Annotated in this window: 21 protein-coding genes and 1 tRNA gene; 6 read left to right on the top strand and 16 right to left on the bottom strand. The window is 73.9% G+C overall.

All coding sequences use genetic code 11. The features are described 5' to 3' along the window. Positions 1–155 precede the first annotated feature (155 nt). Both J3473_RS00110 and J3473_RS00105 read right to left on the bottom strand, forming a co-directional pair. On the bottom strand, positions 156–620 hold the full coding sequence (locus J3473_RS00110; RefSeq protein ID WP_207021404.1) for a DUF4396 domain-containing protein: 465 nt from the start codon (positions 618–620) through the stop codon (positions 156–158). A gap of 34 nt (positions 621–654) precedes the next feature. Continuing rightward, positions 655–1,287 carry a lysoplasmalogenase gene (locus tag J3473_RS00105; protein ID WP_207021403.1) on the bottom strand — a complete coding sequence of 211 codons (633 nt, stop codon included), beginning with the start codon at positions 1,285–1,287 and terminating at the stop codon, positions 655–657. 428 nt (positions 1,288–1,715) lie between these two features. Between J3473_RS00105 and J3473_RS00100 the strand changes: the two genes are divergently transcribed. After that, positions 1,716–2,498, top strand: a complete 783-nt coding sequence (locus tag J3473_RS00100) for a MarR family winged helix-turn-helix transcriptional regulator (protein ID WP_207021402.1) — start codon at positions 1,716–1,718, stop codon at positions 2,496–2,498. A 16-nt stretch (positions 2,499–2,514) separates the two neighbouring features. Here J3473_RS00100 and J3473_RS00095 read toward each other — a convergent pair whose 3' ends face one another. Continuing rightward, positions 2,515–3,987 carry an NAD(P)/FAD-dependent oxidoreductase gene (locus tag J3473_RS00095; RefSeq protein WP_242525590.1) on the bottom strand — a complete coding sequence of 491 codons (1,473 nt, stop codon included), beginning with the start codon at positions 3,985–3,987 and terminating at the stop codon, positions 2,515–2,517. A gap of 93 nt (positions 3,988–4,080) precedes the next feature. Here J3473_RS00095 and J3473_RS00090 point away from each other — a divergent pair, with 93 nt between their 5' ends. From J3473_RS00090 to J3473_RS00080, 3 genes are read left to right on the top strand one after another with little or no spacing between them, the layout of a single operon-like run. Next, a complete protein-coding gene (locus tag J3473_RS00090; protein ID WP_207021401.1) occupies positions 4,081–4,590 on the top strand; it encodes a glutathione peroxidase in 510 nt (169 codons plus the stop codon). Beyond that, positions 4,587–5,732 carry a metallophosphoesterase gene (locus tag J3473_RS00085; protein WP_207021400.1) on the top strand — a complete coding sequence of 382 codons (1,146 nt, stop codon included), beginning with the start codon at positions 4,587–4,589 and terminating at the stop codon, positions 5,730–5,732. The genes J3473_RS00090 and J3473_RS00085 overlap by 4 nt, the downstream gene beginning before the upstream one ends. Next, positions 5,729–6,334 carry a DNA-3-methyladenine glycosylase I gene (locus J3473_RS00080; protein WP_207021399.1) on the top strand — a complete coding sequence of 202 codons (606 nt, stop codon included), beginning with the start codon at positions 5,729–5,731 and terminating at the stop codon, positions 6,332–6,334. The genes J3473_RS00085 and J3473_RS00080 overlap by 4 nt, the downstream gene beginning before the upstream one ends. A gap of 97 nt (positions 6,335–6,431) precedes the next feature. Here J3473_RS00080 and katG read toward each other — a convergent pair whose 3' ends face one another. From katG to J3473_RS00045, 7 genes are all read right to left on the bottom strand, one after another. Further along, the gene (gene katG / locus J3473_RS00075; RefSeq protein WP_207021398.1) at positions 6,432–8,621 is read right to left on the bottom strand and encodes a catalase/peroxidase HPI; all 2,190 of its coding nucleotides are present in this window, start codon (positions 8,619–8,621) and stop codon (positions 6,432–6,434) included. A 56-nt stretch (positions 8,622–8,677) separates the two neighbouring features. Next, the gene (locus J3473_RS00070) at positions 8,678–9,109 is read right to left on the bottom strand and encodes a Fur family transcriptional regulator (protein ID WP_030528071.1); all 432 of its coding nucleotides are present in this window, start codon (positions 9,107–9,109) and stop codon (positions 8,678–8,680) included. A 138-nt stretch (positions 9,110–9,247) separates the two neighbouring features. Further along, positions 9,248–9,323, bottom strand: a tRNA-Ala gene (locus J3473_RS00065). 67 nt (positions 9,324–9,390) lie between these two features. Then, complete coding sequence (locus J3473_RS00060; RefSeq protein WP_207021397.1) at positions 9,391–10,050, bottom strand: histidine phosphatase family protein; 660 nt, start codon at positions 10,048–10,050, stop codon at positions 9,391–9,393. Then, entirely contained in the window at positions 10,047–10,427 is a 381-nt protein-coding gene (gene rsfS / locus J3473_RS00055; protein WP_030528069.1) for a ribosome silencing factor, read from the bottom strand. Before rsfS ends, J3473_RS00060 begins: the two co-directional genes overlap by 4 nt. After that, positions 10,424–11,008 (bottom strand): nicotinate-nucleotide adenylyltransferase, encoded by a 585-nt coding sequence (gene nadD / locus J3473_RS00050; RefSeq protein ID WP_256437909.1) that lies wholly within the window; start codon positions 11,006–11,008, stop codon positions 10,424–10,426. Before nadD ends, rsfS begins: the two co-directional genes overlap by 4 nt. 11 nt (positions 11,009–11,019) lie before the next feature. Further along, the gene (locus J3473_RS00045) at positions 11,020–11,274 is read right to left on the bottom strand and encodes a hypothetical protein (RefSeq protein ID WP_207021396.1); all 255 of its coding nucleotides are present in this window, start codon (positions 11,272–11,274) and stop codon (positions 11,020–11,022) included. A gap of 565 nt (positions 11,275–11,839) precedes the next feature. On the opposite strand from J3473_RS00045, the gene J3473_RS00040 reads away from it, so the two are divergent. Next, a complete protein-coding gene (locus tag J3473_RS00040) occupies positions 11,840–12,844 on the top strand; it encodes a glycosyltransferase family 2 protein (protein WP_207021395.1) in 1,005 nt (334 codons plus the stop codon). Here J3473_RS00040 and J3473_RS00035 read toward each other — a convergent pair. Next, a complete protein-coding gene (locus tag J3473_RS00035) occupies positions 12,829–14,136 on the bottom strand; it encodes a glutamate-5-semialdehyde dehydrogenase (RefSeq protein WP_207021394.1) in 1,308 nt (435 codons plus the stop codon). The two genes, J3473_RS00040 and J3473_RS00035, sit on opposite strands and share 16 nt — an antisense overlap. A 75-nt stretch (positions 14,137–14,211) precedes the next feature. Between J3473_RS00035 and pdxY the strand changes: the two genes are divergently transcribed. Beyond that, positions 14,212–15,066 (top strand): pyridoxal kinase PdxY, encoded by an 855-nt coding sequence (gene pdxY / locus J3473_RS00030; RefSeq protein ID WP_242525589.1) that lies wholly within the window; start codon positions 14,212–14,214, stop codon positions 15,064–15,066. A 129-nt stretch (positions 15,067–15,195) separates the two neighbouring features. Here the strand turns inward: pdxY and proB are convergent, their stop codons facing one another. From proB to J3473_RS00005, 5 genes are all read right to left on the bottom strand, one after another. Further along, a complete protein-coding gene (proB, locus tag J3473_RS00025; RefSeq protein ID WP_207021393.1) occupies positions 15,196–16,329 on the bottom strand; it encodes a glutamate 5-kinase in 1,134 nt (377 codons plus the stop codon). Positions 16,330–16,334: 5 nt separating this feature from the next. After that, positions 16,335–17,858 (bottom strand): GTPase ObgE, encoded by a 1,524-nt coding sequence (gene obgE / locus J3473_RS00020; RefSeq protein WP_207021392.1) that lies wholly within the window; start codon positions 17,856–17,858, stop codon positions 16,335–16,337. A 101-nt stretch (positions 17,859–17,959) separates the two neighbouring features. Beyond that, positions 17,960–18,226, bottom strand: a complete 267-nt coding sequence (gene rpmA / locus J3473_RS00015) for a 50S ribosomal protein L27 (RefSeq protein WP_030528061.1) — start codon at positions 18,224–18,226, stop codon at positions 17,960–17,962. A gap of 37 nt (positions 18,227–18,263) precedes the next feature. Then, complete coding sequence (gene rplU / locus J3473_RS00010; protein ID WP_207021391.1) at positions 18,264–18,572, bottom strand: 50S ribosomal protein L21; 309 nt, start codon at positions 18,570–18,572, stop codon at positions 18,264–18,266. A 98-nt stretch (positions 18,573–18,670) separates the two neighbouring features. Beyond that, positions 18,671–20,741 (bottom strand): Rne/Rng family ribonuclease (locus J3473_RS00005; protein ID WP_207021390.1); only part of this gene is annotated, 2,071 nt, incomplete at its 5' end.

Raw genomic sequence — 20,741 nt, 5'->3', positions numbered from 1 at the left:
CTCGTCGTCGTCGTGTCCTGCGGCCATGAAAAAACCCCTCGCACAGGAGGGGTCGCCGCGCGGGCCGGGTGGGCCGCGCGGCTACGGAAGGAGCAGGAGCCTCGGCACGCGCTCAGGGTACCGCAGGGCGGTGGGCCGCTGCCGGGACGCCCGGGTCAGTGCATCGCGTGGACGACGGCGTGGCCGCGGCCCCGGCTCATCAGCCAGCGGTTGACCGGGACCGTGACGACGAAGGCCAGCGCGAGCGACCCGGCGAGAGAGACCCAGAAGAGGACGGTGCCGAGGCCGGCGTCCATCGCGCCGGGGACGAGGACCATCGCGCCGTTGTCGATGACCTCCATGACGAGGATGGAGACGGTGTCGGCGGCGAAGGCCACCCCGAGGGCGGTGCCGAGCGCCAGGCCGGCGGCGCGGACCGAGCGGACGGTCAGGGCGTAGCCGGTGGCGAACGCGAGGACGACGGACAGGACCACGACCGAGCCGGTGCCGAGGCCGAAGGCGGTGCCGATGACCATCCCGGCGACCTCACCGATGGCGCAGCCCGTGAGGCAGTGCAGCGTCGCGGAGGCCGCGTCGCCCCAGCTCGTCGGGCCGTGGTGGGCGTGTGCGTGGGTGCTCATGATGGCGACAACGAGATACCCCCTGAGGGTATTCCTAGACGAGCAGGCCGGCCACGATGAGCGCCTGCGCGAGGTGGTAGGTGACGATGACGGCGAGGCGCGCCCCGGGACGTGGGGTGACGAACCGGTCGAGCGCGAGCAGGGTGTCGCTGACGACGAAGAGCGTGACGCCCGCGGCGACGAGCGGGCTGCCGGTGGCCCATCCCGTCACCGCCATCGCCGCGATGACCGCCATGTAGACGCCGACCGCGGCGCCGAGCCCTGCTCCCCCGTCGCGCGTCGCGGCGGGGAGGATGCGCCGGCCGGCCACGAGCGCGACCGCGACGGTGGCGGCGCCGGCCGCGGCGAGCGCCGGGTGGTCGAGGCCGTCCCGGACGAAAGCGAGGACGTACGCGAGGTGGCCGACGAGGAAGGCCGCGAGGCCCGCGACGAAGCGTGGCTCGGAGTCGTCGAGGAGGAGGACGTCGCCGACCCCGCCGAGGACGAGCGCGACGAGCAGGGCCGGGCCGGCGGGGTGGTCGAGGGCGCCGGCCGCGAGCGCGACGGCCACGAGGCCGACCATGACCGCCGGCTTGGCCCACCGCTCGACGCCGGCGCGCTGCGTGGCGACCGCCCACCAGTCGGCGAGCCCGACGACGGCGGTGAGGACGGCGGCGACGGCGAGCACGGCCGCATCCTGCCAGCGGCGGGGCGGGCCGTCGGCCAGCGGAACCGCGGACCGGCTCGTCGCCGATCCTGAGAGCGACCGGTCGACAGGTGCTCTCCCAGCCTCCTGCCTCTCCGGAAGGTTTCCCTTCCACCACGAAAGGTTTACCTTCCACCCGCAAGCATGTGGTTGCACCGCGGAAGGTCTCCCTGTCATGGCGGAAGGTTTCCCTTTCATCCGGGAAGGTCTCCCTTCCGCTGTGCGGGGATGTGGTTGCGGAGGCAAGCAAATGGTTGCGGCTGGAAGGTAAACCTTCCGCGGTGGCAGGAGGCTGGGAGAGCACCTGTCGACCGGTCGCTCTCAGGATTCCGGGGCCTGTGGATGACGCCCGCGGCGGCCGGGGCCGGGCGGGCAGGATCGGTGTCGTCCCCACGGAGCGGAGGAGACCGATGGACGAGCCAGGTGCGAGTGAGGCCGGCGCGAGCGGGGCCGGCGCGAGCGGGCAACCTGCAGGACCGCCGCCGACGAGCGAGCCGCCGACGACATCACCGCCGGCGCTCGACGTCGCAGAACCCGGGCCGCCGACGCCCGCGCCCGGCGTCGCCCGGGGCCGCCTGTCGTGGACGACGCGCCGGGGCATCCCGCCCGAGGACACCGCCGAGCACGCACCCTGGCTGCGCCTGCACGAGCACCTCGCGCTGCGCCACGGCGTCCGGGCCGACGGTCCACGCCGCTGGGAGCGCCCGGACGCCGACGACCCGCTCCACCTCCCGGCGCTGCTGCGCCAGGCGAGCGCCCAGCTCGACCGCGACCTCGCCCGGCTCCTCGAGGAGATCTCCCCGGTCCTGACCCCCGAGGGGTTCGACGCCCTCCGCCGGGTCGTCGCCAAGCCCTCCGACGGGGTCAACCTCGCCGAGTACCTCGGGCGCTCCGAGGCCGCCGTCAGCCGCCTCCTCACCACCCTTGCCGCCCACGGCCTGGTCCGTCGCGAACCGGGATGGCGCGACTTCCGCACCCGCCGCACGGTCGCGACCGACGAGGGCCGTCGGCTCGTCGCGCGCGTCGAGCAGGACGTCGGGAAGCTCCTCGACGCCGCGCTCATCGCCCTTGAGGACGACGAGCGCCACCACCTGCGTGTGCTCCTGCGCGAGCTCGCCGACCGCCCGATCAAGCGGCCGGTCCGTCGCCCACGCCGGACCGCGCGCACCCGCCCGGCCCCGGACGCCGCCTGACGATGCGACGAGACCCTCAGCGCGTCTCGAGCACCCCGTCGTCGAGGCGCCCCCAGCGGGTCGTCGCGACGTCGTACGCGTAGCTCTGCACGACCCGCCACGGACGGCGCGACCCCTGCCGCGGCAGCAGGTGCGCGCCCCGCCGCACGTACCCCGACGTGAGGTCGAGCAGCGGCCGGTCCTCCCCGCCGGAGCCGTCCCACCGCGGCACCGCGACGGTCCGCCCCCGGTCCTCGAGGTGACCGAGCAGCTGGCACATCCACCGCGCCGTGAGGTCGGCGCGCAGGGTCCAGCTGGCGTTCGTGTAGCCCACCGCGAGGAACAGGTTGGGCACCTCGGAGAGCATGCAGCCCTTGTAGACGTGACACGACGGCACGTCGACGACCTCCCCGTCGACGACCAGCTCCGCTCCCCCGGCGAGCTCCAGCCGCAGCCCGGTGGCGGTGACGACGACGTCGGCCGGCAGCACCCGGCCGTCCCCGGTCCGCACACCCTCGGGGACGAACGCGTCGACGGTCGAGGTGACGACCTCGGCCCGCTCCCCCGACAGCACGTCGAGCAGGTCCCCGTCGGGCGCCACGCACACGCGCTGGTCCCACGGGTCGTAACGCGGCGAGAAGTGCGTGTCGACGTCGTACCCGGCGGGCAGCCGTTCCTGCAGCCGCTTGCGCAGGACCTTCCGCCCGGCCGTCGGCCACCGCCGCAGCGCCTGGTAGCTGGCCGTCGCGAGCGCCACGTTCTTGCCCCGCACCAGATGGTGCGCCGCCCGCGCGGGCAGCACGCGGCGCGCGACGTCGGCCACCCGGTCGGCGCCCGGCAGCGCGGCGACGTAGCTCGGGCTGCGCTGGAGCATCGTCACGTGCGCCGCGCCCTGCTCGACGAGCGCCGGCACGAGCGTGATGGCCGTGGCCCCGCTGCCGACGACGACGAAGCGCCGGCCCGCGACCGGCATCCCCTCCGGCCAGTGCTGCGGGTGCACGACCTCGCCACCGAACGACTCCCGGCCCGGGAACTCGACGACGTGCCCCGCGTCGTACGCGTAGTAACCCGTCGCCAGGTGCACGAAGCGCGCCCGGTGCTCGAGCACCTCCCCGTCGGACCGGCGCGCGGTCACCGTCCACCGCTCCTCGTCCGAGGACCACGCGAGCCGCGTCACCCGCTGCCCGAGGTGCGTCCGCTCGGTCACGCCGTACTCGTCGGCGGTCGCCCGGACGTACTCGAGGATCTCCGACGCGGGCGCGATCGAGCGGCGACCGCGCCACGGCCGGAACGGGAAGCCCAGCGTGTACATGTCCGAGTCCGAGCGGATGCCGGGATACCGGAAGAGGTCCCACGTGCCTCCGGTCGCCTCGCGCGCCTCGAGCACCGCCCAGGTCAGCTCGGGCCGCTCGGTCGCCAGCCGGCAGGCGGCGTCGATGCCGGAGATGCCGGCGCCGACGACCAGCACGTCGACGTCGAGCGGGGGCGGTCGCATCGGGTCCGGTGACACTCGCTCAGGCTAGGCCCGCCGTCGGCGCGCCGTGCGTCGAGGGTTGCCGCGCACCCCGGAACGTGCTCAGGGCCGCGTGCGACGATGAACGACATGACCACCCTCTCCGACTTCACCGCCACCACGCTCACCGGCGAGGAGCGCCCCCTGTCGACGTACGCCGGCGACGTCGTGCTCGTCGTCAACACCGCGAGCAAGTGCGGCTTCACCCCGCAGTACGCCGGTCTCGAGACCCTCTACGACGAGCTCAAGGACGAGGGCTTCGTCGTGCTCGGCTTCCCGTGCAACCAGTTCGGGTCGCAGGAGCCGGGCAGCTCGGACGAGATCGGCGAGTTCTGCCAGATGAACTACGGCGTCTCCTTCCCGATGTTCGGCAAGGTCGACGTCAACGGTGACGACGCGCACCCGCTCTTCGAGTGGCTGAAGTCCGAGAAGAAGGGCCTGCTCGGCGGGCGCATCAAGTGGAACTTCACGAAGTTCCTCGTCGCCCGGGACGGCACGGTCGTCAAGCGCTACGCCCCGAACACCGAGCCGGCCGACCTCGCCGGTGACGTGCGCGCCGCCCTCGCCGCCCCCGCCCCGGCGTCACCGGACGGCGCATGAGCGCCCTCGCGGCGCTCGTCCCCGTCGTCGTCCTCGGAGGCTTCCTGGCCTTCGTCTGGCACCGCCTGGCCGTCGCCCCGCGCTGGGGCCGGCGCTGGGTGCCGTGGCTGCTCGCGCTGGTGCTCGCGGCCCTCGTCGCGGCGGTGCTGGAGCAGTTCGACGTCTGGGGCGGCGCGTGGAGCGCCGGGACGATGCGGCCGGTCGCCTGGACCGGCGCCGCGTTCCTCGCGACGTGCCTCTACCTCTTCCTCGGCCTCGTGCCGGTGGCCCTCGTCAGCGGCGCGATCTGGCTGCTGCGGTGGCGCCACGACCACGGGCGCGACGCCCGGCGCCGGTTCAACCGGGTCGCCGCGCCGCTCGTCGCCGCCCTCGCCGTCGGCCTGACCGGCTACGGCGCCTGGGAGGCCTCGCACCCCTCGGCCACGGCCTTCGAGGTCGCCTCCCCCGAGCTGCCCGCCCAGTTCGACGGGGCCAGGGTGGCGCTGCTCACCGACCTGCACGCCGGCGCCGTCCGCAGCGCCGGGTTCACCCGCACGGTCGTCGACCTCGTCAACGCCCAGCGGCCGGACGTCGTCGTCATCGCCGGTGACCTCGTCGACGGCACCGCCGCCCGCTACCGCCAGGAGATCGCGCCGCTCGCCGACCTCGAGGCCCCGCTCGGCGTGTACGTGACGACCGGCAACCACGAGATGTACCGCGACACCGCCAACTGGGTCGACGAGTTCCGCCGCCTCGGGCTGACCGTCCTCGCCAACGAGCACACGCCGCTCGAGCGTGACGGGGCGTCGATCACCCTCGCCGGCGTCCACGACTACTCGGGCACCGGCCCGTTCACGCCCGACCCCGACGCCGCCCTCTCGGGGGTCGACGCCGCCGGCTTCACCCTCTACGCGGCGCACCAGCCGCGTCAGGCCTTCGCCGTCGAGGGCCGCGGGGTCGACCTCCAGCTGTCGGGGCACACCCACGGCGGGCAGCTGTGGCCGATCCGCTACCTCGTGCCGCTCCAGCAGCCGATGGTCGACGGCGAGGCGACGGTCGCCGGGACGCGGGTCATCACCTCGCGCGGCGCCGGCGCCTGGGGGCCGGCCGTCCGGGTGCTCGCGCCGCCGGAGGTGCCGATCATCACGCTGAGGCGTTCGTGAGCGACGCCGGCACGGTCGTCGGCGACGACGGGCTCGCGCGTCCCGTCTGGGCCGCGAGCGACCCGCTGCTGCAGCACTACTACGACACCGAGTGGGGCATGCCGGTGCGCGACGAGCGCGGGCTGTTCGAGCGCCTCTCGCTCGAGGCGTTCCAGTCGGGGCTGTCGTGGGCGACCATCCTGCGCAAGCGGCCCGCCTTCCGGGCGGCGTTCGACGGCTTCGACCCCGAGGTGGTCGCCCGCTACGGCGACGACGACGTCGCCCGGCTGATGGCCGACGCGGGCATCGTCCGCAACCGCGCCAAGGTGCTCGCGACGATCACGAACGCGCGCGCGACGCTCGACCTGCGCGACGACCCCGACGGCGACCTCGCCCGCTTCGTCTGGTCGTTCCGGCCGGCCGACACCCCCCGCCCGCAGACCCCGGCCGAGGTGCCCACGAGCTCGCCGGAGTCCCTCGCCCTCTCGAAGGCGTTGAAGCGCAAGGGGTTCGTCTTCGTCGGCCCGACGACGATGTACGCCCTGATGGAGGCCGTCGGCATCGTCGACACCCACCTGCTCGGCAGCCACCGGCGCGGCACGAGCGGCGTCTGGCCGGGCTGACCGACCTCCGCACCACGAACGCCGCGGCCCGGCCCTCCGTGCAGGAGGACCGGGCCGCGGCGTTCGTGCGGGACCCCGTGGGGGTCGGCGGTGCAGGTCAGCGGTGCAGGTCGAAGCGGTCGTTCTCCATGACCTGGACCCACGCGCCGACGAAGTCGTCGACGAAGCGCTGCTCGCCGTCGGCGCTGCCGTAGACCTCGGCGATGGCCCGCAGCTGCGGGTGCGAGCCGAGCACGAGCTCGACCGCGGTCGCCTGGCGGCCGTCGCTGCTGTCGTAGACGTTCGCGGTGTCGCGCGAGGTGCTCCATGTGACACCCGGCTCGAGGACCGCCGCGAGGACGTCGTTGGTCAGCTGCCCGGGACGCCGGGTCAGCACGCCCACCGAGGTGTTGCCGTACGTCGCCCCGATGGCGCGCAGGCCACCGACGAGCGCGACCATCTGCGGCGCCGAGAGCCCGAGGACGTTCGCGCGGTCGAGCAGCAGCCCCTCCGGCGCGATCTTCTCCTCGTGGCGCAGGTAGCCGCGGAAACCGTCGGCACGCGGCTCGAGGTAGGAGTACGACTCGACGTCGGTCAGCTCCTGCGTCGCGTCGGCGCGGCCCGGCGTGAACGGCACGGTGACCTCGCGGCCGGCGTCGCGCGCCGCCTTCTCGATGCCGGCGGAGCCGCCGAGCACGATGAGGTCGGCGAGCGAGACGGTGCGCCCGCCCTTGCCGTCGAAGTCGCTCTTGACCCGACCGAGGACCTCGAGCACCGAGGCGAGCTCGGCCGGCTCGTTGACCTCCCACGAGCGCGCCGGCTCGAGGGCGATGCGGGCACCGTTGGCGCCGCCGCGCATGTCGGTCTTCCGGAAGGAGGCCGCCGAGGCCCACGCCGTCTTGACGAGCTGCTGCACGGTGAGGCCGGAGGAGAGCAGGGCCTCCTTGAGGTCCGCGACGTCGGCGTCGGTCAGCGCCTCGCCGGACGCGGCGGGCACCGGGTCCTGCCACGGCTGCGCCTCGGGCACCCACGGGCCGAGGAAGCGGTCGACCGGGCCCATGTCGCGGTGGAGCAGCTTGTACCAGGCCTTGGCGAAGGCGAGGCGGAACTCCTCGAAGTTCTCGTGGAAGCGCCGCGAGATCTTCTCGTACTCCGGGTCGAAGCGCAGCGACAGGTCGGTCGTGAGCATCGTCGGCTTGCGGCGCGCGGGCGTGCCGTCGGGGTCCGGGACCGAGTTCTCGGCGTCCTTGGCCTCCCACTGCCACGCACCGGCCGGGCTCTTGACGAGCTCCCACTCGTAGCCGAAGAGGTTGTCGAAGTACAGGTTCGACCACTCGGTCGGCTTCTGGGTCCACGTGACCTCGAGGCCCGAGGTGATGGCGTCCATGCCCTTGCCGGAGCCGTACTCGCTCTTCCAGCCCAGGCCCATCGCGTGCACCGGGCAGCCGTTGGGCTCGGTGCCGACGAGGTCGGGGTCGCCCGCGCCGTGGGTCTTGCCGAAGGTGTGGCCGCCGGCGATGAGCGCGACGGTCTCCTCGTCGTTCATCGCCATCCGCTTGAACGTCTCACGGATGTCGCGGGCCGCCTTGACGGGGTCGGGCTCGCCGTTGGGGCCCTCCGGGTTGACGTAGATCAGGCCCATCTGCACAGCGCCGAGGGGGTTGGAGAGCTCGCGGTCGCCGCTGTAGCGCTCGTCGCCGAGCCAGGTGTCCTCGGTGCCCCAGTTGACCTCCTCGGGCTCCCAGACGTCGGTGCGGCCGAAGGCGAAGCCGAAGGTCTCGAAGCCCATGTCCTCGAGCGCGACGTTGCCGGCGAGGACGAGCAGGTCGGCCCAGGAGACCGCCTGGCCGTACTTCTGCTTGACCGGCCACAGCAGACGACGGGCCTTGTCGAGGTTGGCGTTGTCCGGCCAGGAGTTCAGGGGCGCGAAGCGCTGCTGGCCGCGCCCGCCACCGCCGCGGCCGTCCTCGACCCGGTAGGTGCCGGCGGCGTGCCAGCTCATCCGGATGAAGAGCGGGCCGTAGTGCCCGTAGTCGGCCGGCCACCAGTCCTGCGAGGTGCGGATCACCTGGACGAGGTCGGCCTTGAGCGCGTCGACGTCGAGGCCGGAGAAGGCCTGCGCGTAGTCGAAGTCGGCGCCGAGCGGGTTGCCCTTCGGGCTGTTGGTGTGCAGGACCGAGAGGTCGAGCAGGTTGGGCCACCAGTCCTGGTTGGTGCGGGGGGCGCCCTTCTTCGGGGTGGGAGCGTCGATCGCCGGGTTCTCGCTCTCGCTGCCCTGCGCGGTCACGCCCTGCTGCTGGTCGGTCACGTCAGTCCATCTCCTGTTTCGGTGGGTGGTGCTGGTGCGGGTCGGGTGGTCGGGGGTCAGGCGGGCCGGGCCGCGGCGCAGTCGGGGCAGGTGCCCCAGTAGACGACCTCGGCCTCGTCGATCGCGAAGCCGTGGTCGTCGTCGGCCGTGAGGCAGGGGGCCTCGCCGACGGCGCAGTCGACGTCGGCGACGGCGCCGCAGGTGCGGCACACGACGTGGTGGTGGTTGTCGCCGACGCGCGCCTCGTAGCGCGCGACGGAGCCGGCGGGCTGGAAGGCGCGCACGAGGCGGGCCTGCGTCAGCGCGTGCAGCGAGTCGTAGACGGCCTGGTGCGACACGGCGGGCAGCGGGCCGCGGACGGCCCGCAGGATGCTTCCGGTGTCGGCGTGCGGGTGGGCGTGGACGGCGGCGAGGACCTCGAGCCGCGGCCGGGTGACCCGCAGACCGGCGTCACGGAGCATCCCGGGGAGGTCCGTGTCGGCTGCCATGCCTGCCACCCTGCCGACTTTTCCTGAACGTGTCAAGACAAGCGCGTTCCGTTCCGGGGAACGCCCCGAATCCGGCGGATGAACCGGCCCGGAGACGCAGGAACGGGCCGGCATGTCGCCGGCCCGTCCTGGTTCCACTGGTGGAGCTGAGGGGATTCGAACCCCTGACCCCCTCCATGCCATGGAGGTGCGCTACCAACTGCGCTACAGCCCCGAGTGGGTGTTCCCCCGAGGGGGCGTCGTGAAGTTTACAGACGCGGTGCCCCACTCCCAAATCGGCCTCACGGGGGCGAGGTCCCGGGCCGTGACGGCGCCCCGGAGGAGGCGTTCCAGGCCTGCAGCCGCCAGCCCTGACGGCCCTCGACGAGCTCGGCCCAGTGACAGTTGCCGAGCGAGCCGAGCACCCGCCAGGCGAGCTCCTGCTCGAGCCCGAGCAGCCACGCGACGGCGGCCCGACCGGCGGCGCCGTGGGTCGAGACGACGACGCACTCCCCCGCCGCCATCGAGCCGACGAGCGCCTGCAGGCCCTCACCGACGCGGGCGACGACGTCGGCCATCGACTCGCCGTCGCCGCCGCGGGGGACGTCCTCGCCGCGCAGGACGGCGGCGCGCTCCTCCGGCCAGCGCTCGGTGACCTGGTCGTTGGTCAGGCCCTGCCAGGCACCGGCGTGGATCTCGCGGAAGCGGGCGTCCTCGACGAGCGGGACGCCGCACGCGCGCGCGACGCTCTCGCCGGTGCGCCGGGCGCGCTGGAGGTCGGAGGTGACGACGCGCGAGGGGCGCAGCGGCGCGAGGGCCGGACCGACCGCCGCGGCCTGCTGCTCACCGAGCGCGGACAGGGGGCTGTCGAGCTGCCCCTGCCAGATGCCGGCGGCGTTGTGGGTCGTCTCGCCGTGCCGCAGCACGACGAGCCGGCGCGGGCCGAGCCCGTCCGGGCTCACCGGCCGCCCTGCTCGGTGCCGACGACACCGAGGTCGAGGGCGGGGCAGTCGCGCCAGAGGCGCTCGAGCTCGTAGAACTCGCGCTCCTCGTCGTGCTGGACGTGGACGACGATGTCGCCGAAGTCGATGAGGACCCAGCGGCCCTCGCGCTGGCCCTCGCGGCGGATCGGCTTGACGCCGCGCTCGCGCAGGACGTCCTCGACCTCGTCGACGATCGAGCCGACCTGCCGCTCGGACTCGGCGGAGACGATGACGAAGACGTCGGTCAGCGCGAGCTGCTCGGAGACGTCGATGCCGGAGATGGTGGTCGCGAGCTTGTCGGAGGCCGCGGTGGCGGCCGCCTTCGCGAGCTCGAGCGAACGGTCGGACGCGGTCACGGTGCTCCTCGGTAGAGGTGGTACTTGCTGATGTACTGGACGACGCCGTCGGGGACGAGGTACCAGACCGGCTGGCCGGCCCGGACCCGGTCCCGGCAGTCGGTGGAGGAGATGGCCATGGCGGGCACCTCCTGGAGGGTGACGCGCTCCCCCGGCAGCCCCAGCTCGCTGAGGACGTACCCGGGGCGCGTCACGCCGACGAAGTGGGCGAGCTCGAAGAGCTCGTCCGCGTCCTTCCACGACAGGATCTGGGCCAGGGCGTCGGCGCCGGTGATGAAGAACAGCTCGGCATCGGGGCGCTGGGCCCGCAGGTCACGGAGGGTGTCGACGGTGTAGGTGGGTCCCTCGCGGTCGATGTCGACGCGGGAGACGGTGAAGCCGGGGTTCGAGGCGGTCGCCACGACGGTCATGAGGTAGCGGTGCTCGGCGGGCGAGACCTCCCGCGCGTCCTTCTGCCACGGCTGGCCGGTGGGGACGAAGACGACCTCGTCGAGGCCGAGCAGCGTCTGGACCTCGGAGGCGGCGACGAGGTGGCCGTGGTGGACGGGGTCGAACGTCCCGCCCATCACCCCGAGGCGCACCGGGCGGTCGCTCAGTGGTGCCCCGGGTGCTCGGGCCAGTGCGTGTCCTCGTGCGCGCCGGCGTCGCCGGTGGCCGTGCGGCTGCCGGCGGGGGTGCCGTCGCCGTACTCGGGACGGGCGTACTTGTTGTGCGTCCCGCGGAAGGACCAGGTGACCCCGAGGAGGAAGGCGAAGGTGAGCAGCGCGATGATCCCGATCATCCACGGCGGGATGGGGAGCTCGCGGTGGGCTTCCTCGGCGGCGATCAGGAACGCGGTGCTCGACATGAGGGACAGCGTACCGTCCCCGTTGTCCACGGATTTCGTCCACAGGGGTGTGCACGAGCGGCGCTCCCCGCACCGCTGCCTGTGGACGACGGGGCCGCGGGGTGGGACGCCGACGGAAAGGCCGGCGAAGCGGTTGCACACCCACCCGTCCGGGGACTAGAACAGTCGCACGCCCCTTCGGCGGCCGAGGTCCGGCAAGGCCTACGGTCCGAGGTCGTCCCGGGGGTGGGTCGATCGGATAACGGCACGCCGTTCCCGGTCCGGGTCCGCCCGGTCCGGAACATCCGGACCTCTCGGGGGACGGATGCCGCGCGCGACGGCGCGGGTGCTGCGGCCGACGGCCCGGAGTCGAAGACCGTCCCCTCGGGGACGGCGCCACCGTCGCGTGGCACCTCTGTGCGGTTCGCCGTGGGGACTGACCGGCTCGAGTCCGACCGGCGGCACGGCCGCCGGCGCAGGGCCCCCGAATCTCATACTCGGGGGCCCTTCGCCTTCCGCGCGCACGCACAGGCGGATCACGGCGAGGCACAGGTCCCGCACGGGCTCGGCCTCTACCCTGAATGGCATGCCGCTCTCCCCCGTCCTCACGGTCGTCGTGCCGATGTACGACGAGCAGGAGGTGCTGCCGCTGTTCGTCGAGCGGCTGCGCCCCCTCGCCGAGTCCTGGGGCGTCTCCTACGAGGTCCTCTGCGTCGACGACGGCTCGACCGACGCCACGCCGGTCCTCCTCCAGCGCCTGCGCCGGGAGTGGCCGCAGCTGCGCGTCGTGCGCCTGCGGGCCAACTCCGGGCACCAGGCCGCCATCTCCGCCGGGCTGTCGCTGGCCCGCGGCGACTACGTCGTGACGATCGACGCCGACCTCCAGGACCCGCCCGAGACGATCGGCGAGATGCTCCGCGTGGCGCGCACCGAGGGCGTCGACGTCGTCTACGGCGTGCGTGAGGACCGCTCGAGCGACACCGCCTTCAAGCGCCTGACCGCCCGCGCCTTCTACCGCTCCATCCGGGCCCTGTCCGACGTCGACGCGCACGTCGACGCCGGTGACTTCCGGCTGATGTCCCGCGCCACCGTCGAGGCGGTCAACGCCCTGCCCGAGGGCAACCGGGTGCTGCGCCTCGTCGTGCCGGCGCTCGGCTTCCCCAGCGCCTCGGTCGGCTACCGGCGGGCCCCTCGCGCAGCGGGCGAGTCGAAGTACCCGCTGGCCAAGATGATCCGGCTCTCGGTCGACGCGGTCACCGGCTTCTCGATCGCCCCGCTGCGCTTCGCGACCTGGCTCGGGCTGCTCGGCGGCCTCGCCGCGCTCGTCGTCCTCGTCTACGCGCTCGTCGCGATGCTGCTCGGCAACACCCTCCCCGGCTGGACCTCGACCGTCGTCATCGTCGCGGCGGTCGGCGCCGTCCAGCTGCTCGCGCTCGGCATCCTCGGCGAGTACGTGGGGCGGACCTACTCCGCGCTCCAGGCGCGCCCGGCGTACTTCGTCGCGCACGACAGCCTCGAGCAGGACGCCGCGCGCGGAGACGAGGAGCGTCCGCTCCCCCGCACGGCGGCCTCGGGTCAGACGCGGACCTGACCGTCCCCCTCGACGACCCACTTGGTGGACGTCAGCTCGGGCAGGGCCATCGGCCCGCGGGCGTGCAGCTTCTGCGTCGAGATGCCGATCTCGGCCCCGAACCCGAACTCGCCGCCGTCGGTGAAGCGGGTGCTCGCGTTGACCATGACCGCGGCGGCGTCGACCTCGGCGGTGAAGCGACGCGCGGCCCCGCGGTCCTCGGTGACGATGGCCTCGGTGTGGCCGGAGCCGAACCGGCGGATGTGCGTCAGCGCGGCGTCGAGGTCGTCGACGACGCCGACGGACATCTCGAGGCCGTGGAACTCCGTGGCGAAGTGCTCGTCCGTGGCGGCGTCGTGGGCCACCCCGGCCGCCCGCGCGCCGGCCGAGGCGCGCTCGTCGGTGTGCAGCACGACCCCCTCGGCCGCGAGCGCGGCGAGCGCCTTGGGCAGGAAGGCGTCGGCGACGGCGCGGTGGACCAGCAGCGACTCGGCCGCGTTGCAGACGCTCGGGCGGTGCGTCTTGGCGTTGACCGCGATGGCCAGGGCCTTGTCGAGGTCCGCGGCGGCGTCGACGTAGACGTGGCAGTTGCCGATGCCGGTCTCGATGACGGGCACGGTCGAGCCGGTGACGACGGCCTGGATGAGGTCGGCGCCGCCGCGCGGGATGAGCAGGTCGACGAGACCGCGGGCCGTCATCAGCGCGGTGACGACCGAGTGGCCGCCGTCGAGCAGGGCCACCGCGTCGGCGGGCAGGCCCTGGCGCTCGAGCGCGGCCCGCAGGACGGCGACGGTGGCCCGGTTGGTCTCGGCCGCGGCGCTGCCGCCGCGCAGGATGACCGCGTTGCCGGACTTCAGGCCGAGGCCGGCGGCGTCGACGGTGACGTTGGGCCGGGCCTCGTAGATCATCCCGACGACGCCCATCGGCACCCGCACCTGGCGGATCTGCAGCCCGTTGGCCAGCGTCGAGCCGCGCACGACCTCGCCGACCGGGTCGGGCAGCGCGGCGATGTCGCGCAGCGCCTGGGCGACGGCCGCGACGCGCGGCGGGTCCAGGCGCAGCCGGTCCTGGAGGCTCTCGGGCATCCCGTGCTCGCGTCCGCGGGCGAGGTCGCGCTCGTTGGCGGCGACGACCTCGTCGGTGGCGGCGTCGAGGGCGTCGGCGAGCGCGTGGAGGGCCGCGTCCTTCTCGGCGCGTGAGAGGAGGGCGAGACGGCGAGAGGCGGTACGGGCGGCCTCGGCGAGGACGCGGACCTGCTCGACGACGACGGCGCTGGGCCCCTGGTCGGCCCCGGTGGCGGTGCGGTCGGACATGCGCCAAGGGTAGGCCCGGCCCCCGACGGGGGTCGCGGCACTTCCGGCGGGCGGGACGGTGACAGGATGGAGGGCGTGACGACGATCCTGTCCATCCAGTCCTCCGTCGCGTACGGCCACGTCGGCAACTCCGCGGCGGTGTTCCCCCTGCAGCGGCTCGGGGTCGAGGTGTGGCCCGTCCACACGGTGCACTTCTCGAACCACACCGGCTACGGCGCGTGGCGCGGCCCGCTCATGCCGCCGGAGGACGTCCGCGAGGTCGTCACCGGCATCGAGGAGCGCGAGGCCCTCGGCGAGGTCGACGCGGTGCTGTCGGGCTACCAGGGCGGCGAGCAGATCGGCGAGGTCGTCCTCGACGCCGTCGCGCGCACCAAGGCCGCCAACCCCTCGGCGATCTACGCCTGCGACCCGGTCATGGGCAACGCGAAGTCGGGCTGCTTCGTGCACCCGGCCATCCCGGTCCTGCTGCGCGAGAAGGTCGTCCCGCAGGCCGACCTCATCACGCCGAACCAGTTCGAGCTCGGCTTCCTCACCGAGACCGAGCCAGGCGACCTCGACTCGACGCTGGCCTCCGTCGAGGCCGCGCGGGCGATGGGCCCCTCGACCGTGCTCGTCACGTCGGTGCTGCGGCCCGACCGTCCCGAGGACACCATCGAGATGCTCGCGGTGCACGAGGACGGCGCGTGGATCGTCCGCACCCCGCACCTGCCGCTCAAGGCCAACGGGTCGGGCGACGTGACGGCGGCGCTCTTCACGGCGCACCTGCTCGAGACCGGCGACGCCGGCGTCGCGCTCGGACGCACCGTGTCGTCGGTGTTCGACCTGCTGCAGCGCACCCTCGACTCCGGCCGGCGCGAGCTCCAGCTCGTCCAGAGCCAGGAGGAGATCGCGCACCCGCGGATGCAGTTCGAGGTCGAGCGCATCCGCTGACCCGCCCCGCGCCGCATCACGCACCTCACGCGTATCGGGTGACCCGATACAGCTGCGCTTCACCCCGGAACGGTTCCGGGGTACAGCGCGGTCGTATCGGGTGACCCGATACGCGCGTGACTCTTGGGGTCAGAGGACGACGAGGTCGTCGCGGTGGACGACCTCGCGCTCGTACCCCGGGCCGAGCTCCCGGGCGAGGTCGCGCGTCGAACGGCCGAGCAGCCGCGGCAGCTCCGTCGAGGCGTAGGTGACGAGCCCGCGGGCGATGACGCGGCCGTCCGTGGCGCAGACGTCGACCGGGTCGCCCGCGGCGAACGAGCCGACGACCTCGGTGATGCCGGCCGGCAGGAGCGAGGTGCGACGCTCGGTCACCGCGGTGACGGCGCCGTCGTCGATGACCAGCCGCCCCTTGGCCGACGTGGCGTGGGCCAGCCAGCGCTTGCGCGAGGCCCGCGTCGCGGCGGCCGGCGCGAAGACGGTGCCCACGTCGGCGCCCTCGAGGCCGGCGGCGACGTCGGCGAGCCGGGTCAGGAGGGTCGGGATGCCCGCGGCGCCGGCGATGCCCGCGGCCTCGACCTTGGTCACCATCCCGCCGCTGCCGACCGCTGATCCGGTGCCGCCGATCGTCACGGCCTCGAGGTCGGCGTCCGTCGCGACGAGGGGGACCCGCTGCGAGCCGCCCTTCGACGGCGGGCCGTCGTAGAGGCTGTCGACGTCGGTGAGGAGGACGAGCCCGTCGGCGCCCACGAGGTCGGCGACGACCGCGGCGAGGCGGTCGTTGTCGCCGAAGCGGATCTCCTGCGTGGCCACCGTGTCGTTCTCGTTGACGATCGGGACGATGCCGAGCTCGAGCAGCCGCTCGAGGGTGCGCCGGGCGTTCGTGTAGTGGCTGCGGCGGGTCGTGTCGTCGGCGGTGAGCAGGACCTGGCCCACGGTCAGGCCGTGCCTCGCGAAGGCCCCCTGGTAGGCCGCGACGAGCGCACCCTGGCCGACCGACGCGGCGGCCTGCTGGGTCGCGAGGTCGGTGGGGCGCCGGTCCAGCCCGAGCGGACCGATGCCGGCGGCGATGGCGCCCGAGGACACGAGCACGACCTGGTGCCCGGCGGCGCGGCGCCCGGCGAGGACGTCGACGAGCGCCCCGAGCGCGTCGAGGTCGAGGCGCCCGCCGTCGGCGCTCGTCAGGGACGAGGAGCCGACCTTGACGACGAGGCGGCGGCCCGCCCCCACGGCACGGCGCAGGGCGGCGGCAGCGGTGGCGGGCACGGGCGTCAGTCCTCGTCCCGGGCCGTGGCCCAGTGGCCGGCGCGGCGCTCGGCGGCGAGCTCGTCGCGGGCCGCGGTCTGCGCGTCCTTGCGACCGTGGAACTCGTCGCGCTTCTCGGCGCGGGTCTTGCGCCCGGAGTCCTCGAAGCGCACGTCGGTGCCGCGCGGGCCGGCCAGCAGCTCGGCGCCGCTCGCCATCGTCGGCTCCCAGTCGAAGACGACCGCGTCCTCGAGCGGGCCGATGAGGACGGTCGAGCCCGAGACGGCGCCGGCCTTGAGCAGCGCCTCCTCGACCCCGAGCCGGCTCAGCCGGTCGGCGAGGTAGCCGACGGCCTCATCGTTGGAGAAGTCGGTCTGGCGCACCCAGCGCGTCGGCCGGTCCCCGAGGACGCGGAAGACCTCGCCCTCCGGCGTGTCCTCGCGGCGCACGTGGAAGCCGCTGTCGTCGACGGCCTTCGGGCGGATGACGACGCGCGGCCGCTCGACGACGGCGGCCTCGAGCTCGGCGCGGGCCTGCGCGACGTGGCGCGCGAGGGCGAAGGTCAGCTCCCGCAGGCCGGTATGGGCGACGGCGGAGACGACGAACACCTCGAGGCCGCGCTCCTCGAGCATCGGCTTGACCATCTCGGCGAGGTCGCGGGCCTCGGGCACGTCGGCCTTGTTGAGCACGACGATGCGCGTGCGCTCGGACAGCGGGCGGCCGCCGAGGCTGTCGTCGGAGACGTACGCGGCGAGCTCGGCCTCGATGACGTCGAGGTCGGTCATCGGGTCGCGGCCCGGCTCGAGGGTCGCGCAGTCGACGACGTGGACGAGCACCGAGCAGCGCTCGACGTGACGGAGGAACTCCAGGCCGAGGCCCTTGCCCTCGCTCGCGCCGGGGATGAGGCCGGGGACGTCGGCGATCGTGTAGCGCTCCGAACCGGCCGTCACGACACCGAGGTTCGGCACGAGCGTCGTGAACGGGTAGTCGGCGATCTTGGGGCGGGCAGCCGAGACGACGGAGACGAGCGAGGACTTGCCGGCGCTCGGGAAGCCGATGAGCGCGACGTCGGCGAGCGACTTGAGCTCGAGGACGACGTCGAGGGCCTCCCCCGGCTCGCCGAGCAGCGCGAAGCCCGGCGCCTTGCGGCGGGCGCTGGCGAGCGCCTTGTTGCCCAGGCCGCCGCGGCCGCCGCGGGCGACGACGTAGGTGGCGTCGAAGCCGACGAGGTCGGCGAGCACCTCGCCGTCGGCGCCCTTGACGACGGTGCCCTCGGGGACGGAGAGGACGAGGTCGGCGCCGTCGGCACCGTTGCGCTCGTCACCGGCCCCCGGCTTGCCGTTCTCGGCCCGGCGGTGCGGCGTGTGGTGGTAGTCGAGGAGCGTCGTGGCCTGCGGGTCGACCGCGATGACCACGGAGCCGCCCCGGCCGCCGTTGCCGCCGTCGGGACCGCCGAGCGGCTTGAACTTCTCACGCTTGACGGATGCCACCCCGTGCCCGCCGTTGCCGGCGGAGACGTGGAGGACGACGCGGTCGACGAAGGTCGCCATCGCGGTGGGGCTCCTGACTGTGGGATGCGACGAGGGGCGGGCCGATCGCGGCCCGCCCCTCGGGTGGTGCGTGGTGCCGGGCCCGGGGGCCCGGCGAGGCGTCACACCGCGACGGTCTCCACCGGCGTGATGTTGACGGTCTTGCGGCCGCGCTTGGTGCCGAAGGTCACCGCACCCGGGACGAGCGCGAACAGCGTGTCGTCGCCGCCACGGCCGACGCCGTCACCGGGGTGGAAGTGGGTGCCGCGCTGGCGGACGATGATCTCGCCGGCCTTGACGACCTGGCCGCCGTAGCGCTTGACGCCGAGGTACTGGGGGTTGGAGTCACGACCGTTGCGGGTCGAGGACGCACCCTTCTTGTGTGCCATGTCTGTGGTTCCTGTCCGTGAGGTCCGAGCGAGGTGCTCAGGCGTCGATCGCGGTGATCTTGACCTGGGTGAGCGGCTGGCGGTGGCCCTGGCGCTTCCGGTAGCCGGTCTTGTTCTTGTACTTGAGGATCGTGATCTTCGGGCCCTTGGCGGCCTTCACGACCTCGGCCGTCACGGTGACCTTGGCGAGCTTCGCGGCGTCGCTCGTGACGGTCCCACCGTCGACGAGGAGCAGCGGCTGCAGCTGGATCTTGTCGCCGGCGACGCCGGTCTGCTTGTCGATGAGCAGGGTGTCGCCCACGGAGACCTTCTCCTGGCGACCACCTGCGCGCACAATCGCGTACACGGTACGTACTCACTTCCTGTTCGGGCGCGCTCGCTGGTCGACCGGCCGGTAGCGACCCCGTGGACGACACGGGACACCGACGCGGTGGGCGCACCGACTCACCAGACTACCGGCGCGGCGGCCGGGGCCTCGACGACGGGCGCCGGGGCCGGCTCGGCGACGGGCGCGGGCGCCTCGGCCACCGGGGCGGTCTCGGCGGGCTGCTCGGCCACCGGCTGCGGGTCGGCGTCGGGCGCGGTGACGGCCGCCACCTCGGCGGCGATCTCCGCGGCGACGTCGGCCGGGTCGGTGTGCTTGAGCGCGGCGGCGTGGGCGGCCGCGGCGATCTGCGCGGCGGTCGGGCCGCCGGCCGGGCGCGCGGGCTCGGGCGCGGGCGCCTCCTTGGCCGGCTGCGGGGAGCCACCGGACGACGACCCGTTGCCGCCCCGGCGACCGCGGCCCGACGAGCGGCCGGAGTCGCCGCCGGAGCCGTTGCCGCCACCGTGGCCGCCGCCGGAGCGGTCGACCGGCTCGGTGTGGACGACGATGCCGCGCCCGCTGCAGTGCTCGCACTGCTCGGAGAAGACCTCGATGAGGCCGGAGCCGACGCGCTTGCGGGTCATCTGGACCAGGCCGAGCGAGGTGACCTCGGCGACCTGGTGCTTGGTGCGGTCGCGCCCGAGGCACTCGAGCAGGCGCCGGACCACGAGGTCGCGGTTGGACTCCAGCACCATGTCGATGAAGTCGATGACGATGATGCCGCCGATGTCGCGCAGCCGGAGCTGGCGGACGATCTCCTCGGCGGCCTCGAGGTTGTTCTTCGTCACCGTCTCCTCGAGGTTGCCCCCGGAGCCGACGAACTTGCCGGTGTTGACGTCGACGACGGTCATCGCCTCGGTGCGGTCGATGACGAGCGAGCCGCCCGAGGGCAGCCAGACCTTGCGGTCCATCGCCTTGGCGATCTGCTCGTCGATGCGGTGGGCCGCGAAGACGTCGTCGTCGGAGGTCCACCGCGAGACGCGCGCGGCCAGGTCGGGCGCGACGTCCTCGACGTACTCGCTGACCTCGCCCCAGGCCTTCTCGCCGGAGACGACGAGCGAGGAGAAGTCCTCGGTGAAGACGTCGCGGATGACGCGGATGGTGAGGTCGGGCTCGCCGTGCAGGAGCGCGGGCGCTCCCCCGCTGCCGGACTTCTTCGCCTTGGCGGACGCCGCCTTCTTCTCGATGCGCTCCCACTGCTTCATGAGGCGCTCGACGTCGGCCTTGAGGTCGGCCTCGGACGCGCCCTCGGCGGCGGTGCGGACGATGACGCCGGCGCCGTCCGGCACGACCTCCTTGAGGATCGCCTTGAGGCGGGCGCGCTCGGTGTCGGGGAGCTTGCGCGAGATGCCCGTCATCGAGCCCTCGGGCACGTAGACGACGTAGCGGCCGGGCAGGCTGATCTGCGAGGTGAGCCGCGCGCCCTTGTGGCCGATCGGGTCCTTGGTCACCTGGACGAGGACGGTGTCGCCGGAGGAGAGGGCGTTCTCGATGCGCTTGGCCTGGTTGACCTCGAGCCCGGCGGCGTCCCAGTTGACCTCGCCGGCGTAGAGCACGGCGTTGCGGCCCTTGCCGATGTCGACGAAGGCGGCCTCCATCGAGGGCAGGACGTTCTGGACGCGGCCGAGGTAGACGTTGCCGGCCATCGACGCGGTGGTCTCGCGGGAGACGTAGTGCTCGACGAGCACGCCGTCCTCGAGGACCCCGATCTGGGTGCGGCCCTCGCGGCCCCGGACGACCATCGTCCGCTCGACGCTCTCGCGGCGGGCAAGGAACTCGGCCTCGGTGATGATCGTGCGGCGCCGGCCGGCCTCACGGCCCTCGCGGCGGCGCTGCTTCTTGGCCTCGAGGCGGGTCGAGCCCTTGACGGCCGTCGGCTCGTCGCGCTCGGCGCGCGGCTCACGGACCTTGGTGACAATGCCGGGCGGGTCGTCGCCCTCGCCGCCCGCTCCCCCGCGGCGGCGGCGGCGACGGCGGCGGCTCGACGAGGAGTCGCCGTCGCCCTCGGCCTCGGTGTCGTCGGCGGCCTGGCGACCCCCGCGGCCACCGCGGGCCGGGGCGTCGTCGTCGGCGGCGGGGGTCTCGGTGTCCTTCTCGGCGGCGGGCGCCTGCTCGTCCTCGCCCTTGCCGCGGGCGCGGCGGCCGCGGCCA

The sequence above is a fragment of the Phycicoccus sp. DTK01 genome (genome assembly GCF_017312765.1).
GTDB lineage: Bacteria > Actinomycetota > Actinomycetes > Actinomycetales > Dermatophilaceae > Phycicoccus > Phycicoccus jejuensis.
The sequence above is the reverse complement of the archived record's forward strand: the minus strand, read 5'-3'. Positions and strand labels throughout refer to the sequence as shown.